Below are 19,071 nucleotides of genomic sequence, written 5' to 3' on the forward strand. Positions count from 1 at the left end.
ATCAGCTTGGGTTAATGTTGATGCAAATAAAATCCTAGAAAGTACAATATAAATGTATTATGATTCTTTTGACAAACAAAGTGATAACCAATATGACCCTCGAACAAATACTGGATAAATTGCAAGAATTAAATGCAGATGAACAAGAAAAAGTTTTAGCATTTATTGATTCACTTGAAAGCCAAAAGCATCAAATAAAACATGGGTCTAAGTTAGGTAAAAAATTAAGAGCAATTCGTCAAGAAATTATTGATTCTGGTCTTCCTTTGTTAACTGCGAAAGAAGCAGATATAGAGAAAGCAGAACGTCGGGGTGGTTATGGAGAAGACCTGAGATGATTCGTACTTTTATTGATGCTGGTGTTTTAATTTATGCTGCTCGTTCTCAAGGAGATATAGCTGAGAAAGCTTTACAAATTTTGGAGGATGAAAACCGAGAATTTGCTTCTAGTATTTTTCTGAAGTTAGAAGTATTGCCGAAAGCAATTTATAATCAGCAAAAAACTGAAGTTAAGTTTTATGAAGCCTTTTTTGATGAAGTTTCTTATTGGGCAAATGATATAAATTCAATTATTGAGATAGCTTATGAAGAATCAAGTAAATTTGGCGTGGGGGCAATGGACGCTTTACATATTGCGTCCGCTATATCTGTAGGAGCAACGGAATTTGTTACTAATGAAAAACTAGGAAAATCTATTCATCGTACTCAAAGCATTAAAATGATTTCTATTCATTCATAAGATGAGTGTAAGAGGTTATTTATAAAGTAAAAATAAAATTACTGTAGTTGACTGACTGCGGGAAGCCGCTAACGCGTCTATGCGGTTCGTTAAAAAAATTGCTTGAGGTTATGAGGTGCGTCAAGTATAAACATAACGCACCCATTTTTCAGTCTACTTATCCTCACGCACAGGCAATGGCATATCTAAAATCTCCATTAGCAACTCTAAACGAGAGGGACGTGTTAGCAGTGGAACAAGGTTAGGTAAGCTGTAGTAGTCGCCGGCAAAGGTGAAGGTTTCTACAGGTGCTTGCTGCTGCTTGAGTTGAGTTTCTACCCAGTTGTAATAAGTACCAAGACGGACAATTACAACATTAGGCATCACTGCAAACTCACGACAGTAAGTCTTATAGGCTTCACTGAAGTAAGGTGTAGCATTTTCACCTTCATCTGTCACCAGAATAATTTGGTCAACTACCTGCTTTTTCTTCCGCATTGCTTCCAATGCACAACCGATACTCGTACCACCACCTGCATTGATGTGCTGGAAGGCACGCTCCCAATCTGTTAACTCTTTGCCTTTAGCGGTGATAGGGTAGGGAATGGTATCGAAGGCGTAGACAAACAATTCTGCTTGGGTGATACCAGAGATCAGCGCCGCAAGTTGCTTACCAAGAGCGATCGCATTATCCATTGAACCAGATTTGTCAATCAGCAAAGCGGTTGGACGGGCAATTGTTCCGCGTCGTTTCACCTGCTCGTTAGTGACTTTTTCTAGTCGCGCAACGGTATCTGCGTCGAAGTCTGCGGTGTCTGCGGCAATCTGGGCTTTAAATGCAGCCACACGTCCACTTTTAGATGCTTCTTCCAGCTTAGAATCAATCAGCTTTTTGACTTCTGGATGATCCATTGCACCCCGCGCCTGGAGTGACTTGAGGTTATTGATCACTTCTTGGGGAGTCATGCTGTTGATTAAGGCTACCAAGACAACTGGTGTAAGTTGTTTGATTGCACCGATCGCAATAGTATAGGGAATCTTAAATTCCACAATCAACCTTGCTTGTTCGGCGGTACTGTTTGCCTTAGCCAGTTGCTTCAACACATTTGCCAAAGAACCTTCTGGTGGAGTGTCGCGGAACAAAATCGCATTTGCACGTTCGTTTGGCTTGATGTGCAGAGACGCATACAAATGCTTCATGGCTTTACGTCCTCGCAGCGCCGCGCGATCGAATAAAACCGGATTACTTTCTCTGGTTTTGAGGTAACGTCGCACCGCAGTCCGCGCTGAACGTGGCATTTTATTTTGCTGCTGCTTCATAAAATCGACTACACGAGCCACCTGATAAGGCGGAAACTCTTGCAGCATGATAAATCCAGCATCTCTATGTTCAGTCAAATTGCTAGTTAGCAAATGAGCCACAAACACTTCCTTGTGGTCGCGGACATCACCATAACGCTGATACCAAACTGCCAAATGTCCGTAAAATATAGGGTCGAGTTCAACTATTAACTTATGAATTTCTGCAACTTGCTCAAGTTTGCGGTGAGGTGTTGTCAGCAAACTGTTGAGCATTTCTAAACGCAAGTCGCGTTCTGTAGTATTCATCATACCTCCTCTAATTATGTTGCATCAGGAGGCAGTGTTGCACGCGGGGTGATATTGTCACCGCGCAAGTTTTAGAGGTTGTTTGAAAAGTGGTTGGTTGTGATTATTAACATTTCTTGATCCCCCCTATCCCCCCTTAAAAAGGGGGGAAATTCTTCCAGTCCCCCTTTTTAAGGGGGATTTAGGGGGATCTAAAATTATTTAATACACCACCAGAGACTTTTCAAACATTCTCTTAGAAGCATTGGTGTAACTGATTGAGAGTTATGTAAGCTTCTGCGATCGGGGCGCGGCAACAACTGCCGATATTATGTTATTTGAGAGAAACTGAGTTGCATTTAACTCATAATTTGTGATGAATAAAATCACTTCATGTAAGTCGAAAAAGCTGTTGATTCATACACAGGATTTGTAGATGCCCTATGGGCAGCTTCCCGGAGGGTACCTGTATTTGCTTGCTTTTAAGTCAAGTGCCTATTCCAATTCGGCTAGTATGTAGGCTTTTGCGGTTAGGACACGAAGTGAAAAATTTTAAGTTTGAGAAATTTGTTTTAAAATCCATCGGAGTTGTTTTTTATTACACTGTTGTTTTTTCACAGCGTAAACGTCACCGGCTGAACAATACTCATTAAGTACACCTTTAAAAATATCCTTTGTATAATCTTTTGGGTCAGGGGGAAAATCTTCAAAAGTAACGAGATACCATATATCGTTTATTTTTTGGTATTGATGATAATCATCAATGCTAATAACATCATTATTACTTGGGTAATTCCACCTACGAGCTACTCGCCTTGCTACACAAAGAATCCCTGTTTCTGGATGAACATAGAAGCAATTGCGGTCAATCCCATCTAATTTAATTCCATACCACCGATAAGACTTCCCATACAAGACACCATCAATGATTTCTACGTGGCGTTCAACGACATCCCACAAGTGACCAATAACGTGTTGTCCTGTCATTGTGTTAGTCTTTAAACGTTGACAGAGTTTGCTATAAACATCATCCCAAGGTTGTCCAATATGAGAGCGCAAAAAGCGACGCAAAGGGCCAAGCTGATCTGAAGAATGCTTTGTTCTATGTCTGCGGTTGGTTTTAATTATGTAGGGATTGAATAACCCATATTCAGTTGCTTCTTGAGTGAGTTTATACAGTTGCTTTTTATAGCCTGTCTGCTTTTTTAGACTAATTCTTTTACCATGACGAGGACGTTCAATCACCACTTCGCTCAAACGATGTTCGCTCATAACTTATGTTCTTTAAAGATAGTTTTACTGATGGGGTTTTGTGGCTACATAAGTTATGGGACATCATTGAACTCACCTCTCTATGATTGAATTAATGTTTTAGTTAAATACAATTTCAATTATTGGAATTCCGCACAAGTTAGCAAAGCAGTTTTAACAATTGCCTTTACAATTTTGGCTACGCTCCCATTAGCGGGAGCGACAGGAATCGAACCTGTATATCCATTTCTGGATAGTGTGTAGGCTTTACAAGTTAGGGTGCGGAATAAAGTTTAAATAATTCCGTGCGAGTTCAAAAAGCTTGTTACAACTACGGCCGTTCTTACCAAATATTGGCAGTGGACACGCACGCTAAATCTGCGAGAGACTTAGAAATCATGCTTCGCTAGTTCGATCGCTCGAATTTTACTACCTTAGAGCCGTTATCAATGTGTATGTATGCTTGATGTGTCAGGACACGGAAAATTAGGGTCTTCAACCGTAGACAGCTTCAGGACGAACAATCAAATCACCACTAGGGCGACGATCTACTATGTAAGCAGAAAGGCGATCGCGATTTACATCTAAATGTCGCGCTACCTGTTCTTTGACTGTTACATCATTCATCCCTGCAACAATTCCTAATTGTCTTTCTGCAACATCAACAGAACGTCCTTCAAATCGAATATGAACCATTGGAATCACCTCTTTTAAATTACAAATGAGTATTAGTGGATCTGATCGGAATTGAACCGATACCCTCCCTGTGAGAGTTGCACTCACTCCTCATGCAAGTTGAAAAAGCCGTGGTAACACACGCAGGAATCGCACCTGCAACTTATCGTTTCCAAGCGATCGCTCTACTATTGAGCTAGTATGTAAGCTTTTTCTGTTAGGACACAAGTGGAATCCGGGAACTCTACCGTTAGAGCTACAGACCCAAGCTTGTAAAAATTAATAGAGATTATGCTTTTCTTTTGCCTTTTAACTTTTTCCTTTTACCTTATTGGTTAGTGGAGCCGTCGGGAATCGAACCCGACTCCTGCAACCGTCCGTTTGTTGGTTTCGGAGCAGTCGAACGCCAATCGCGGCCCCAAAAGTGGGTAATGCGGAAAATAGCTGTGTTTATCGAGTTATCAAGGTTCTGCAAGGATGAATTTTTGCCTTTTGAGTGGGCTGTCATCCTTGTAATACATTTGTAGTATGTATTTCAGATAATGTCAAGAGGATGGTTAAAAAAGTAGGGGGTAGCACCTCGACTTACCTCAACTTCGCTCGGCGACTAGCATAAGGAAGATTGTTCCCCCTTGCACCCAGCACCCTGCCCCTTATTCTCTTCACATCTTTTTGGTCTATATATTGAAATGATTTTGTGAATATTCCGGAATGAATTTCACCGTATAAATACTATGAAAAAATATTGTCTGTTTCGGATATTGTGGAAAATACGGTTATTTAACTCATTTTAGAAGATGATATTTTCTCTAGAATTTTACGATGTATTTATCTAACATTAATTGAATAGAAATTACATTAGTAAGGCAGTTATTTAGTCATACTAACAATGTCGATAAAACACAAAACAAAATTTGCTGTGATTCCTCTATCTCTAGCAACCGTTACCATAGCAAGTTTAATAGAACCAGCTATGGCTGTTAATTTGGGAGCCGCACAAGACTATAACGTATTCGTGTTTGGAGACATGAATCAAAGTTCTGACTCTGAAGGTCGTGTAGCAGTTGGTGGTAATGCGACATTCACTAATTTTGGTATCGCTGACCGTTTAGCTAATTCTAATGGTACAGATACTAGACTGATAGTAGGTGGAGATTTAACTTACAACGGTGGTCAAATTTTTGGTGGTAATGCTGTTGTCGGTGGTAGTGTTAAAACTTCTGTGAATTTCAACTGTTCTCCAAACTGTGGTGTTAGTTCAGGTACACCGCTCAATTTTGAGACAGCCCGCCAAGAATTAACTTATCTTTCTGAATCTTTAGGTGGGTTAAGTGCTACAGGTTCTACAGAGTATAAATGGAATGGAATTCATCTTCAGGGTAACAATAGTGATTTAAATATTTTCACTATTGATGGTTCACAGTTTTCTAACAGCACTTATTTGAATATTGCTGGAGTAGGTAGTAACTCTACAGTAATTTTTAATATTTTAGGTAATAGCGTCAACATTAGTAACTTTGGACTTAACCTTAATGGACTAAATAAACAAAATATTTTGTTTAACTTTGTTGATGCTACTCAGGTAAAAACTACTGGTTTCTCGTTCTACGGTAGTGTACTGGCAACTAAAGCTAATGTCCTATTTAATAACGGGAATGTAGAAGGAACTTTAGTAGCTTCTTCGCTATCTGGTAGTGGTGAGTTTCACAATACTAAGTTTGCTGGGAACTTACCTAACATACCTAAGCCACAGCCAGAAACCCCAACTAACCCCACTCCTGAAACACCAGTAACTCCAACTAACCCAACTCCCGAAACACCAGAAACTCCAACTAACCCAACTCCCGAAACACCAGAAACTCCCACTGAACCCACTCCCGAAACACCAGAAACTCCAACTAACCCAACTCCCGAAACACCAGAAACTCCAACTAACCCAACTCCCGAAACACCAGAAACTCCAACTGAACCCACTCCTGAAACACCTGAAACTCCAACTAACCCAACTCCTGAGCCTCCTGTTTCAACCTCAGTACCAGAACCAAGTACAGTGATGGGATTACTTTTTGTAGTTGGTTTATTTGGCTTTTCTCGCCGGAATAAATTATCCACTAAATCAGCTATGACTGGTGAGAAAATTTAGTCAGTAACATTCAATTATGTCTGCGAAACTAGATCCCCGACTTCTCAAAGAAGCCGGGGATCTAAGATTCTAAGTTATTAAATGTTTGATTTATAATTTTTGACATGAATCAAAATCAAATTCATTCCCAAAACTGGTCACAAGAAAGTTATATTAAGGCTTATCAATTTGCTGCGATCGCACATCAAGACCAAACTATTCCCGGTTCTGAGCTGCCTTATATCATACACCTGAGTTTTGTCAGTATGGAATTAATAGCAGCCTTAAGTTTGGAAAAAGTAACTGATGGTAATTTGGCAATTCAATGTGCAGTTTTGCATGACACCATCGAAGACACCGATACAAATTTTGAAAAAATTAAAGCCGAGTTTGGTGAAGCAGTTGCCAAAGGTGTACTTGCATTAACCAAAGATAATAGTTTGGCAAAACATTTGCAAATGGCAGATAGTTTAAGGCGGATAAAACAACAACCGCCAGAAATTTGGATGGTTAAGTTAGCAGATAGAATCAGCAACCTCCAAGCACCTCCACATTACTGGAGTCAAGAAAAAATTATTAAATATCGAGAAGAAGCTATAGAGATTTATGAAGCTTTGAAAGATGCAAGTCCGTTTTTGGCTGCAAGGTTGGCTAGTAAAATTGAAAACTACAAGGCATATATACAATCAGATGATATTTAAACCAGTTATATACGGCTAAATTAGGGACTTTGGCTTCTAAATCCTGGATTCTCCTATGTTGATGTGAGTTTGGCAATTAATCAGGGAAGACTATCAATAGTTGTGTGTCAATAGTACTTAAGAAAGATATTTTGATATTTCGCTGATTTTCCTGAAACGTAGTGCTATTGAAGATTCTTCTGTGTAGATATCCGGGGAATAAATTCATCATGGTTCAAACATCTTTGCTTGACGAACAAATACAATCTTTAGAACTACCTATAGAGCGTGACCAGTTTTTGCGAACTATCATTCGAGAATTGGCGGGAACTTTACAAGATGTTGTTGGAATTGAAGAAGCGGCAGGCTTTTTGAATGTAGTTGGTTATCGAACAGGTCAGCACGTCAATCAGATATATCATCAAGGGTTGGAAGTATCTAATCTTTCGCGTGAGCAGGTAACTGCTGTTCTTGTAGATTGGAAGCGCCGAATTCAAGGTGACTTTTACGTGATTGAAGAAAGTGATGAAAAGATTGTTTTAGGTAATCGTAAATGTCCTTTTGCAGAACAGGTAGAAGGACGTGAAGCTATGTGTGTGATGACATCGAATATATTTGGCGCGATCGCAGCAGATAATCTTGGTTATGCCAGGGTAGAGTTAAAAGACACCATCGCCAGAGGTGCAAAGGAATGCACTGTGATTATTCATCTCAAACCTAGTGACATATCCGAGGAATTTGCCGGACAAGAATACTTCAAAGTATAGTAGCAGCATAAGGCTGACAATCTCGTGGCTGTAATATTTCTCGGCTGAAGTTGATTTCTTTAAACATGGCTAAGTCTTCTCACTTTTACTTGATGAGTGTTCTGCACAAAGGCAAATATCCTGCTGTGATACCTCAAGATCATGACACCTGATCAATTTTTAACTTTTGCCCAGGTTTTGCCGGAACCTATGCTACTTGTGACTAGCGCAGGTGAAATTTTGGCAGTCAATCAAGCTGCTACTAAACTGTTTAATAAAACTAGTAAAGCCTTGATTGGTCATTGTTTAAGTGAGTTTGTCACTGACTCTTTAGAGAAGATAACAGATTATCTCAAAATGTGCGCTCAAAGTCGTCAAATGATTTTGGGCGCTTTTACTATTCAGCAAACTGAAGGCGAGGGAATTGCTTGTCGTTGTCAAGGTGCAGTAATTCAACCGCGATCGCAGCAAAGTCTAGCAATTAATTTACTCCGTTTAGAAAAGCGTACGACAACTGAATTTGTGGTGCTGAACCAAAAAATTCATGCCTTGAGTCAAGAAATTCAACAGCGCCAACGCATTCAAGCAGAATTAGCACAATCAAATGAAACCTTAAAACATACTCTGATTAAACTGCAAAGTGCGCTAGAAGCTGTGCAAACAGAAAAAATGTCTGGGTTAGGACAGTTAGTCGCCGGTATTGCCCATGAAATTAATAATCCGATTACCTTTATTCATGGAAATCTGAGCTATGCCAGTGGCTATTACAATGATTTACTCAACCTAATTCAGCTATATCAGCAAGAATATCCCCATCCCAGCCCCAAAATTCAGAAAGCAACTGCTGACATAGAACTAGACTTTCTCCAAGAAGATATCAAAAAATTGCTTTATTCAATGCAGATAGGTGCAGAACGGATTGCTGAGATCGTGAATTCTTTGCGAAACTTCTCTCGCTTAGACGAAGCACAATTCAAGGTGGTTGATATTCATCAAGGTTTAGAGGCGACATTGATGATTTTACAAAGTCGTCTCAACCCTAGTGCGGAGTTTTCTGGTATTGAAGTAATTAAGGAATATGGTGAGTTGCCTTTGGTTTATTGTTCTCCTGGGCAAATCAATCAAGTTTTTATGAATATTTTAAATAATGCGATTGATGCTTTACAAGAAGCAGAAAAATTGCGATCGCCAGAATTAAGGCAAAATCACCCCAATCGTATTTGGATTCACACAGAAAAACTCAACAATTGCTACATTGCAATTCGCATCAAAGATAACGGTAACGGTATACCCTCGCAGATTCATCATCAAATATTTAATCCTTTCTTTACTACTAAACCTGTCGGGCAAGGAACAGGCTTAGGCTTATCGATTAGTTATCAAATTATTGAAGGGCATCGTGGTCGAATTAATATGATGTCTGATCCAACTTGGGGAACTGAATTTAGTATTGAGTTACCCATTGAGCCAGCTTGAAGAAGAATTCTTTCCGAATTATCTCCATTCACCTTGTAAGGTAAACGCAGCCCAATAATAAGGTGCGGCATAATTTTGATTCCGAAACATTTCTATTTGTGCTGCCCTTAACGCCGCCGCAGGTTTTAAATTTTTGCGTAACATATTGGTATAAAATAGCTTCATCAATTCCGATGTAGCTTGGTCATCCACACTCCACAAACTTACAACCACACGGGGACTACCCGCATACATAAATCCTCTAGTTAACCCAACTAATCCTTCTCCCTTGACTTCTTCTCCTAACCCTGTTTGACAAGCACTGAGAACTACTAACTCTGCTGGCAAATTCAGGTTAAAAATATCATGGAGACGCAAGAAACCATTTTGAGGAGTGCCGTTATTATCAAACAACGACAGCACAACCCCAGATAATTCGGGATTTTGGCTGTTGAGGATGCCGTGAGTGGCAAAATGGATGATTTGATATTGGCTTAACTCTGGGCTGGTGGCTAAATTCCGACTAGCGGTAAAGTCTAAGGCTTGCTTACGTTCTTTATTAGATACCAGAGAAAGAATTGTCTCGGCTTCTTGGCGAGTAAAGCGCAACCGTTCAAAGTCAATGTCTGCTTCTCTGGCTGAACGTGCTAATTGTTTTAGGTCAAAGGTATCCAAGTCTGGAATAATAGATAGCCGATTTGGGGGTTGGTTTTTAATCCGCTCATCTTGAGCAGAAAATACAGGATCTGCCAGTACAGCTACAGTTTTTGGAGCTTTTTTGCGCCCTTTGACTTCCTGACGCAGTAAAGCAATGGTTGAGGCTGAGGGGAGGGAAATAATTTCGTTGGTTGTGATTAGTGGTTGATAGGTTTGACTGTTGGGTATTGCTAATGCTGCAATGGGGACATACTGCAAAACGCCATCACTAACTACAACTAAGCGTTTTTTGCCGAGTTGCTGGGCAACTGGAGCGAGAATTATTTGTGATAATTCCATTGCGGCTTTGCTGCCTCTGGCGACACTTGTTCTTTGGGATGGGGCGGTTAAAGCATCGCGGAATTTCTGCACGGCTGCGGCAATATCAGCACGTTTGGGTAGTTCGTAACTTGTAATGCTGTTTTTGCTCACAGCCCAAAGATAACTGCGTTCTTCTCCCAAGGAGTATTCTAAGAGTAAAGTATTGTCATCTAATACTTGCTGCTGAATTTGCTTTAATGATAAAGGTTGTGGTTGGGTCAAGGCAGCGTAACGTGGACTGCTATTTTTAATTTCTGTTTGGACTTGTTGATACTGTTGCAGTATTTCTTCAGTTTTTTTGTCTAAATTTTTAATTTGTAATTCCGTATATTTCCCGCTTAACAGTTGGATACGCAATGTTTCCCTGGCGTTGAGTTGTTGTTGTAAGTTGAGTTCTGTTTGCAGTAGTTTAGGGTTAACACCTTGACGGATATCTGCATTAGCTTCTTTGAGTAAGTCTAAAAGACTACGCGCCCTTGCACGTTCGCTGACTTGCAATGCCAAAGCATCATAACCTTGGGATGGTTGCTGTTTATGTAGCCGCATGAGCAAGTCGATATAAAACTGATAATATTTCTGCACAGAGGCAAAGTAAGTTGTCCGCAAGTCTTGGCTGGTAACGTTGGTGCGGATATCTTCGACAATTTTAATGGTGTTTTCGATGTGGGTGCGGGCAGCGGTGAGATTGCCTTGATCGCGCTCTGTCTGAGCTATAGAATACAGTGTTTCGGCTTCTCCGGTACGATCGCCTATCATCTGCCGCAATTTTAATTCTTGATTGTAAGTGGCGATCGCTTGTTGTGGTTGTTTTAAGGCATTATAAGTTTTACCCAAGTTACCAATAACATTGGCTTGGGCAGTTTTCTGCCCTAATTTTTGCCAACCAGCCACAGCTTTTTGCGAAGCATCTAAAGCTTTTTGATAATCACCAGCCGCTAAATAAACTCTGCCAAAGAAAGCATAAGCACTGGTTTCGGCAAAGCTATTTTTTGTTTGCTGTGCCAATGCCAAAATTTGCTTAGTCGCCTCTAAGGCTTTGGGATAATCTTTTAATGCTTCGTAAACTCGGACAATACCGCTAATGGCACTAACTTGGCCAATTACATTTCCTTGTTCGCGGCGTACTTGCTGGGCTTGGTTATAATATTCTATGGCTTTGGGATAATTTTCTAAAGCCCGATAGGCACTGCCAATGTTATCTAGAGTTAAAGCTAATCTATCGCGATCGCCTGTACTTTTAAATTTTTCTAGGGCTTGATTATAAGTGTCAATACTTGTTTTATGATCACCAAGTAAACTATACACTAAACCAATATTTTTCAGTGTATTGCCTTCCCCGCTAACATCTTTCACGTCACGTTCAATAGTTAGGGCTTGGTTGTAAGTATTAATGGCTTTTTGATAATCACCTAATGAAGCATAAATTCCACCAATTGTATCTAGATTAAAAGCTTCCCGCGCCCGATTTTTAGTTAGACGTTGCAGAGCAATTGCTTCATTTAAAACATCAAGTGCTTTTTGCTTTTCACCCAATCGATCGTAGACTAAAGCCACTTGACTTAATAGCTCTGCTTCCAAGTTGGGATTACCTGCTTTTTGTAACAGCGATCGCGCTTGGTTATAGTATTCTAAAGATTTTTGTGGTTCACTAAAAGAATAGCTACCTGCCAGTTCACTCAAAGTTACAGCTTGCTTTGTGAGGTTAAATGCCAAAGCTACACCGGAAAGATTCGCTGCAATTTGTTGTTGCAGTTTTAGTGATTGATTGAGAACTTCTCTAGACTTTTGCTCATCACCAATGGATAAATAAACTACAGCAATATAATTAAGTGCATCTGCTTGTCCACCCAAGTCATTTTTAGTTCGTTGAATTTCTAATGACTGTTGAAAAGCTTCCAAGGCTTTTTGTGTTTCACCCAAATTACCATAGGTAATACCGATAGTTTGTAAAATATCAGCTTGCCCATCTAAATTTTTTTGTTGACGTTGGATTTCCAGTGCTTGATTATAAGCTTGTAGTGCTTGCTTTGTTTCTCCCGCATTGAAATAAACACCCCCAATACCAATTAAAGTTTTAGCGACAAAATCAGGTTTTTTTTCTGTACGAAATAATCGCAATGCTTGGCTGTAAAATTCCAAGGCTTTTTGTGGTTCACCCAAGTTAGCGTAAGCATTAGCTACAGAATTCAACATCACCGCTTCACCAAAACGGTCTTTTTGTTCGCGGCGAATAGTTAGACCTCGCTGAAAATATCCCAGTGCTTTTTGATTGTCGTTTTGAGTGTAATAAAGTGTGCCGATCGCTAAGAGTGTGGTAGCCTCGTAACTGCGATCGCCAATTTGTTGCCAAATTTTCAATGCTTCTTCATATTTTGCGATCGCCGCTTGCCGCCCTGTGGCTGTACCTTGTTCGTATAATTGCTGTGCTTCTTGCAACAGTTGTTTGGCTTGTGCTGCGGCTTTTTGCTTTTCAGGAGTGGTATTTTGCGGTTTTTGGGCTATGTAGAGAGAATTTGCCCTAGCCGCCGTAATCATTAGCTCCGATGACATCAGCATAGTGACAAAGATAACCAGTGTGCGATGTGCAAACGCCGACAGATGTTTCTTTGCCATAATTGCTCCTAAGTGTGAGAAGTAGTGTTTCTTAATTGAACAACTGTAATTTTACAGTTTGTGTTCCCAGATCATCTGACTTCTGATAGAGACCATTGAAAGGAAACAAGGAACATTCAGAGAATACAGCGATTTCAGCTATGTTGAAGAATAATTAAATGTTTATACATAGTCAGGACTAGCGCACACAAATTTTCTGTTGAGATGGTGTGTAAGGGTAAATAAGGTATAAATGGCGATAAATTGCTGAAAAGCTTACCAGTAAACTCTTTCTCAATCAAAAATCTAAAATTGTATAACCTACTTTGACTATTGCGATAACTTAGAAATGTTATTTCTCATGGGAATCTGAATCACAAACTCAGTACCCTGACCATAGTTGGAAAAACAATCTAGTCTGCCACCATGTTTTTCGGTAATAATTTGGTAGCTAATAGATAATCCCATACCTGTACCTTTACCTACAGGTTTAGTAGTGAAAAAAGGGTTAAGCATATTTTGCTGAGTGTTCTCTGGAATTCCGATACCATTGTCGGCGATCGCAATTTTTACCCACTGTGCATCCATAACTGAAGTGCGAATAGTTATTTGACCGGGATGATCATCTTTGCTGCTCTGATTTATCCAATGAGTTTGTGCTTCTTCAATAGCCTCAATGGCATTTACCAAAATATTCATAAATACTTGGTTAAGTTGTCCAGCATAGCACTCTACTAAAGGTAAATCACCATATTCTCGCATCACCTGAATAGTTGGTGCGTTATTTGCCGCTTTGAGACGATGTTGCAAAATTAACAGAGTGTTATCAATACCTTCGTGAATGTTCACTGCTTTATATTCCGCTTCATCCATACGCGCAAAATTCCGCAGTGACAGCACAATCTGGCTAATGCGCTCAGTTCCCATTGCCATCGAATTGAGCATTTTAGGTATGTCTTCCTGTAAAAATGCTAAATCAATCATCTCTGCGACTGCTTGCATTTCTGGCACAGGCTGGGGATAGTATTGATGGTAAAGTTTGACAAAATTTAGCAGTTCTTGAGTATATTCCCGCAGATAAATTAAATTACCATGAATAAAAGTAGCTGGATTGTTAATTTCATGGGCAATCCCCGCTACCAGTTGACCAAGACTAGACATTTTTTCCGATTGTATCAATTGAGCTTGAGCGGTTTTTAATTCCTTCAGTGCTTGCTGAAGTTCAGCTTCTGCTTGCTGGCGCTCAGTAATTTCGTCTCGTAATTGGGTGTTGCTGTTGACTAAATCAGTCTGAAAACTTTGTAAATCATCAGCCATTTGATTAAAGCAAGTGGCTAACTCGCCAATTTCATCTTGAGAACGAAGATTAACTCTGGTATTTAACTGACCTTTAGCCACAGACAACAAAGCTTGCTTGAGTTCTTTCAAAGCTTTGGAAATGCTACTAGAAATCAGCAAGCCTGCTGTTAACATCAATACCCCACAAGCCAAGCTGATAACTGAAGTGGCAAAAATACTTTTTTGAGCTACTGCCAGGGCGGCCTCATAGAGAGGTGTATATTCTAAAATTACCGCACCAACTGTTTCGCCTTGGCTCGTCTTACAAGGAACAGCAATGAGTTGAATTCCATGTGGATACTCCTGACTAGTTTCTGTATAAGTTCTGGGTATCCCATCCTGGATAGTTTGACCAACTTCATTATTCAGATCATGTTCCAATCGAGTTCCGATATCTTCAGTTACGACATCTGCCAAAATAATTTTATTGCGATCTACAATTTCTATGTCACGTTGGCGCTCATTGTGTAGTGCTTGCACATGTTGTTGTAAGTGAGTTAAAACTTCCTGGTGCGATCGCGCTTCGTGAGCTTCCAGCTCATGACTGGTAAAATATCCCAGTAATCTTGCAACTTCTTCCGCTTCTTGTTCAGCTAGATATTTGGCTGTGTGTGATTGCTGTTTAGCAGAGATTGTACATATAATCCCGGTAAGAGCCGCCATCCCACAAAATCCCAAAATTAATTTTTGCCGAATTTTCATCCCTTGCCCTTATCCTTGGCTGCTGGATAGTGTATGAATTGAGTTTTAGGAAGATACCCTTCTTAAAAATTCCCGATTTCCCACTGTAGAGCCACAGATAATCCGTTATTTAGTCAAATCTTTAATCTGGGTTTATCAAATACAATACAAGATTCAGTTGCTAGGATGCACAATTTTGCTGTGAAAAGTAGCAAATGAGTAACTGGGTGGAAAACAAGTCAAGTTTTATGAGTACAAGACTGAATTTCCGCTATTCTTGTTTTGATTTCGGAATTATGTTTTAATTTGCGATCGCCTCACTGATTTCTTCCCTAACTCTGAGCTACATAAAAGGAAGAGAAAGGGATAATAAAGAATGAGAAATTTTTGAGCATGGACTCTGAGTCTAAAATTCTGCTCAAAATTCCCTCTCAAACACTGAAAATTACACTTTTAAGCATTAGAGCGAGCATGACAGAGAATTTAAAGGCTATAGGTAATGATATTGCGTTAAATAAATATTCTCCCGCCGCCATTGAGGAAAAATGGCAAAAAACCTGGGCGGAACTGGGTTTAGATAATACCCCTACAGAAAACAATCAGCCAAAATTCTACGCTCTATCCATGTTTCCCTATCCATCGGGTAGCTTGCACATGGGTCACGTCCGTAATTACACAATTACAGATGTGATTGCTCGTCTCAAGCGAATGCAAGGTTATCGAGTCTTGCACCCAATGGGTTGGGATGCCTTTGGCTTACCCGCAGAAAACGCGGCCATCGACCGGGGAGTTCCCCCCGCCAAGTGGACTTATCAAAATATTGCTCAAATGCGCCAACAGTTACAGCGTTTGGGTTTATCTATCGACTGGGACAGAGAAGTTGCTACCTGTTCACCCGATTATTACAAGTGGACACAGTGGATTTTCTTACAGTTTTTGCAAGCAGGGTTAGCTTACCAAAAAGAAGCGGCGGTGAACTGGGATCCCATCGACCAAACTGTATTAGCCAACGAACAAGTTGATAGCGAAGGCCGTTCTTGGCGCAGTGGTGCAAAAGTCGAGCGTAAATTATTGCGCCAGTGGTTTTTCAAAATTACCGACTACGCCGAAGAATTACTCAACGATTTGGATAAATTGACAGGTTGGCCGGAACGTGTCAAGTTAATGCAGGCTAACTGGATTGGTAAATCTGTCGGTGCTTACTTAGAATTTCCGATTGTGGGGATGGAGGAAAAAATTGGTGTGTACACCACTCGCCCCGATACTGTGTTTGGTGTTAGCTATGTAGTTTTAGCCCCAGAACATCCCTTAACCAAGCGCGTCACCACCAAAGACCAACAAGCCGCAGTGGAAGCTTTTATTACTGAAGTTTCTAATCAAAGCGAGTTGGAACGCACCGCCGAAGATAAACCAAAGCGCGGTATACCCACAGGTGGTAAAGCCATTAATCCCTTCACTGGGGAAGAAGTACCGATTTTAATTGCTGATTATGTCTTGTATGAATACGGTACTGGGGCGGTGATGGGTGTACCAGCCCATGATGTGCGGGACTTTAAGTTTGCTCAGGCTTATGATTTACCAATTGAGTTTGTGATTGCTGCACCCGAAGATGTGGCAGATTTTGATTTAACGTCAACCTCAGATACAGAAGAAGAAATTACTGAATATGTGGAGGGTTACACATCACCAGGAATTTTTATTATTCAATATAACGAAGCATATACTGAGCCAGGAATTTTGATTAATTCTGGGCAGTTTACAGGGATGAATTCGGTAGATGCGAAAGCTGCGATTGTCAAATATGCCCAAGAACAAGGTTTTGGTAAAGAACGCATTCAATACCGCTTGCGAGATTGGTTGATTTCTCGACAACGTTATTGGGGCGCACCCATCCCAGTAATTCACTGTCCGAACTGCGGAATTGTGCCAGTTCCCGACAAGGATTTGCCAGTACAGTTACCGGAAGAAGTGGAATTTACTGGACGTGGTGGTTCACCATTGGCGCAGTTGGAAAGCTGGGTAAATGTCCCTTGTCCCACTTGCGGTACGCCGGCGAAGCGGGAAACGGACACGATGGATACTTTCATTGATTCTTCGTGGTATTTCTTGCGGTTTACCGATGCAAGGAATGAACAGCAGGTATTCGACTCCGCCAAAACTAACAACTGGATGCCCATAGACCAGTATGTAGGCGGTATTGAACACGCAATTCTACACTTGTTATATTCTCGGTTCTTTACTAAAGTATTGCGCGATCGCGGCTTATTAAACTTTGATGAACCTTTTGCTCGATTGTTAACTCAAGGGATGGTGCAAGGTTTAACTTACATGAATCCCAACAAAGGCGGCAAAGATAAATGGGTTCCCTCTCATTTAGTTAACCCCGCCGACCCCCGCGACCCCCAAACCGGAGAACCATTACAACGTCTGTACGCTACCATGTCCAAATCTAAGGGTAATGGTGTCGCGCCAGAAGATGTAATTGCTAAATATGGTATAGACACAGCGCGGATGTTCATCTTATTCAAAGCGCCACCAGAAAAAGATTTGGAATGGGATGAAGCTGATGTGGAAGGGCAATTCCGCTTTTTAAATCGGGTGTGGCGTTTGATAACAGATTATGCGGCCGCTGGGGTATCTCGCAAGCAAGCGCAACTCGCTGATTTAAGTAAACCAGAAAAAGATTTACGTCGGGCAATTCACACGGCAATTAAATCAATCACTGAAGATTTAGAAGATCAATATCAATTCAATACTGCTATTTCAGAATTGATGAAGTTGAGTAATTCTTTAACTGATAGTGATTGTAAAAATTCGCCAATTTATGCCGAAGGTATTAAAGCTTTAGTGGCTTTACTGGCTCCTTTTGCACCACATATTGCTGATGAATTGTGGCATTTATTGGGTAATAAAAATTCAGTTCACACCCAAACTTGGCCATCTTATGATGCTGCTGCTTTAATCGCTGACGAAATTACTTTGGTAATTCAAATTAACGGCAAAAAGCGGGCTGATATTCAAGTTCCATCACAAGCAGATAAAGCTGAGTTGGAAAAATACGCCCGTGAATCAGAAGTTGTGCAGCGTCACTTAGAAGGTAAGGAGATAAAAAAGGTGATTGTCGTACCTGGTAAGTTGGTGAACTTTGTTGTTGGTTAAAGACAAAGTTGAAGGAGGCAGGAGGCAGAAGGCAGGAGGCAAAGCAATACGGTTCGGTTAAGATCCCCCCGCCTGCGGCGACCCCCTTAAAAAGGGGGTAAAAGAGAGTTTTTAGCCCACGCCAGTCGCTTCAAGTCGGGAAACCCGCCCACGGCGCTGGCTCCCCTTTTCAAGGGGGGTTGGGGGGATCTCAAAATAATAAAACGTTAACCGAACCATATTGGGAGGTAAAGTACTATTAGCATTCGTGCTTTTTAAATCTTCTGCTATACCTCAGAATAATGCTTCTAAAAATTAGCGATCGCATAAATAACAAATGCGATCGCTAATTTTGTAACTTGTCTTATAGCACCGCCATTATCCTGTACCTTGCTGTTTCTGTTTATCCAATTTCTCCTGAATTGCTTCACGACAAAATTCAGGCGGATCATTTTGTTGTTGTATCGCTTCCTTCATTTCTTTCGTGACACGTAAATTGACTTGTTCAGTCAATGGTTTATCACCTTTTCTTTTTCCTGGTTCTAAATTTTCCGGCGTTCCTTTAGGGTTCGGCATTCATGTAGAAATATAAATATACCTTGAATCGATTGATAGCAATCGAATAGATTGTTTAATCGGTAGGTAATTGAGCCTGGAAAACTTGTTACCTACCGAACCACTTTATGAAATGGCAATTTCTATTCTATGTTCACAAGAACAGAACTTGAACTGTTGACGCTGACTCAACTGAAAATTTTGTGTAACCGCTATGGCTTACGTCCAACCGGGAACCCAGGCTATAAAGTCAGCTACATCACGACACTGATGGCGTTCCCTGCATTAGCGATAAGTCAGATGAAAGACAACCGAGGCTTGAGAATACCGTCATTCGAGAGTTATCAACATCTCAGCGTGGCGTTGGATGAAATGAATCAACCAACCTTATACCAATTCTCTATGAACCTGCATAGAATAAAGCTTGATGGAAAAGAGCTTCAAGGATGAAATCATAACTGGTCAAAGAGGATACTAATTCAGAAGATAATTGAGCTAATATCAATTGAACCCGTT

Annotated in this window: 13 protein-coding genes; 7 read left to right on the top strand and 6 right to left on the bottom strand. The window is 40.5% G+C overall.

Annotated elements, in window-relative coordinates; all coding sequences use genetic code 11:
* The first annotated feature begins 92 nt into the window (after positions 1-92).
* Both H6G75_RS28935 and H6G75_RS28940 read left to right on the top strand, forming a co-directional pair.
* A complete protein-coding gene (locus tag H6G75_RS28935) occupies positions 93-338 on the top strand; it encodes a hypothetical protein (RefSeq protein ID WP_190983343.1) in 246 nt (81 codons plus the stop codon).
* On the top strand, positions 335-739 hold the full coding sequence (locus tag H6G75_RS28940) for a PIN domain-containing protein (protein ID WP_190983344.1): 405 nt from the start codon (positions 335-337) through the stop codon (positions 737-739). The genes H6G75_RS28935 and H6G75_RS28940 overlap by 4 nt, the downstream gene beginning before the upstream one ends.
* Before the next feature lie 153 nt (positions 740-892).
* On the opposite strand, the gene H6G75_RS28945 is transcribed toward H6G75_RS28940, so the two are convergent.
* The 3 genes from H6G75_RS28945 to H6G75_RS28955 all read right to left on the bottom strand — a co-directional run bounded on the left by H6G75_RS28945 (position 893) and on the right by H6G75_RS28955 (position 4,252).
* Positions 893-2,326 carry a vWA domain-containing protein gene (locus H6G75_RS28945; protein ID WP_190983362.1) on the bottom strand — a complete coding sequence of 478 codons (1,434 nt, stop codon included), beginning with the start codon at positions 2,324-2,326 and terminating at the stop codon, positions 893-895.
* 531 nt (positions 2,327-2,857) lie between these two features.
* Complete coding sequence (locus tag H6G75_RS28950; protein ID WP_190983345.1) at positions 2,858-3,577, bottom strand: hypothetical protein; 720 nt, start codon at positions 3,575-3,577, stop codon at positions 2,858-2,860.
* A gap of 474 nt (positions 3,578-4,051) precedes the next feature.
* Positions 4,052-4,252, bottom strand: coding sequence for a hypothetical protein (locus H6G75_RS28955; protein WP_190983346.1), 201 nt, complete (start codon positions 4,250-4,252; stop codon positions 4,052-4,054).
* Positions 4,253-5,120: 868 nt separating this feature from the next.
* Between H6G75_RS28955 and H6G75_RS28960 the strand changes: the two genes are divergently transcribed.
* The 4 genes from H6G75_RS28960 (at position 5,121) to H6G75_RS28975 (ending at position 9,255) form a co-directional block, all read left to right on the top strand.
* The gene (locus H6G75_RS28960; RefSeq protein WP_190983347.1) at positions 5,121-6,374 is read left to right on the top strand and encodes a choice-of-anchor A family protein; all 1,254 of its coding nucleotides are present in this window, start codon (positions 5,121-5,123) and stop codon (positions 6,372-6,374) included.
* Positions 6,375-6,478: 104 nt separating this feature from the next.
* Positions 6,479-7,054, top strand: a complete 576-nt coding sequence (locus H6G75_RS28965; protein ID WP_190983348.1) for an HD domain-containing protein — start codon at positions 6,479-6,481, stop codon at positions 7,052-7,054.
* Positions 7,055-7,263: 209 nt separating this feature from the next.
* Positions 7,264-7,800, top strand: coding sequence for a methanogen output domain 1-containing protein (locus H6G75_RS28970; RefSeq protein ID WP_190983349.1), 537 nt, complete (start codon positions 7,264-7,266; stop codon positions 7,798-7,800).
* 141 nt (positions 7,801-7,941) lie between these two features.
* Positions 7,942-9,255, top strand: coding sequence for an ATP-binding protein (locus H6G75_RS28975; protein WP_190983350.1), 1,314 nt, complete (start codon positions 7,942-7,944; stop codon positions 9,253-9,255).
* 18 nt (positions 9,256-9,273) lie between these two features.
* Here the strand turns inward: H6G75_RS28975 and H6G75_RS28980 are convergent, their stop codons facing one another.
* Positions 9,274-12,864 (bottom strand): tetratricopeptide repeat protein, encoded by a 3,591-nt coding sequence (locus H6G75_RS28980; protein WP_190983351.1) that lies wholly within the window; start codon positions 12,862-12,864, stop codon positions 9,274-9,276.
* Between the two features lie 309 nt (positions 12,865-13,173).
* Positions 13,174-14,883: an ATP-binding protein gene (locus H6G75_RS28985; protein WP_190983353.1), complete on the bottom strand. Its 1,710-nt coding sequence runs from the start codon at positions 14,881-14,883 to the stop codon at positions 13,174-13,176.
* 450 nt (positions 14,884-15,333) lie between these two features.
* Between H6G75_RS28985 and leuS the strand changes: the two genes are divergently transcribed.
* Positions 15,334-18,021: a leucine--tRNA ligase gene (leuS, locus tag H6G75_RS28990; RefSeq protein WP_190983355.1), complete on the top strand. Its 2,688-nt coding sequence runs from the start codon at positions 15,334-15,336 to the stop codon at positions 18,019-18,021.
* Positions 18,022-18,378: 357 nt separating this feature from the next.
* On the opposite strand, the gene H6G75_RS28995 is transcribed toward leuS, so the two are convergent.
* The gene (locus H6G75_RS28995; RefSeq protein WP_190983356.1) at positions 18,379-18,576 is read right to left on the bottom strand and encodes a hypothetical protein; all 198 of its coding nucleotides are present in this window, start codon (positions 18,574-18,576) and stop codon (positions 18,379-18,381) included.
* Positions 18,577-19,071: the final 495 nt, after the last annotated feature.

The organism is Nostoc sp. FACHB-280, from assembly GCF_014697615.1.
In the GTDB taxonomy this organism is placed as follows: Bacteria; Cyanobacteriota; Cyanobacteriia; order Cyanobacteriales; family Nostocaceae; genus Nostoc_B.